Origin of the sequence: Syntrophomonas sp. UBA1041, assembly GCF_002316705.1 — a bacterium.
Taxonomy (GTDB): Bacteria; Bacillota; Syntrophomonadia; order Syntrophomonadales; family Syntrophomonadaceae; genus DTU019.
Map to the genome: position 1 here is coordinate 156,690 of NZ_DCEA01000107.1, position 760 is coordinate 157,449.

1 protein-coding gene is annotated in these 760 nt (G+C 50.1%); it reads right to left on the bottom strand.

Annotated features, from left to right (window positions below):
• A partial coding sequence (locus B2633_RS16245; RefSeq protein ID WP_483171736.1) for a flavoprotein occupies positions 1 to 462 on the bottom strand: 462 nt, incomplete at its 3' end.
• Between the last annotated feature and the right edge of the window lie 298 nt (positions 463 to 760).

Genomic DNA, 760 nt, shown 5'->3' on the forward strand with positions numbered 1-760 from the left:
GGCCAGAAGGCCGCTGGCCGGGTCCATGACGTGGTATCCACACTCCGCCAGAATGGCCAGGTTTCTCTTCACAATGGGGTTTTCATACATACGGGTATTCATAGACGGCACCACCAGAACCGGAGCCGTGTTCGCCACCACCAGTGTTGACAGAACATCATCGGCTATGCCATGGGCCATTTTGGCTATAAAATTGGCGGTTGCAGGAGCGATGACCAGCAGATCAAGCTGCTCGGCCAGGCCGATGTGCTTCACCCTGTATTCCCTGGGGTCGGACCATAAATCGGTAATCACTTCTCTGCCCGTCAGGGTTTTAAAGGTCAGGGGAGTGATAAATCGAGTAGCCGCTTCGGTCATAAGCACCACGATTTCAAGATCGATTTTTTTCAACCGGCTGACCAGATCCGCTATTTTATACGCTGCAATGCCTCCTGTAACACCTATTCCGACTGTCTGGTCCATCGATCAAACACCTCCGAGTCCACCTCTTTGACGGGTTGTCTCCATGCCTATATTTTCATCCTCAATATATATCATGCGGATTCCTCCCCGCATCATTCTCTCCCGGCCCGGGCGTCCATTTGTTTTAGCCCTGGGAAACAGCAGATGTGCGGAATAAATATGAAAGACCAGGATGTAAGGACAGCCTGATCTCCATTTTTGGGCGGGAGTCATGAATACGAATAAGGATATTCGTATAATTTAATTTATCCTAATCCCTGCGCTTCCTTTTGTCAATGCGGATGAAACGCATAGCCCG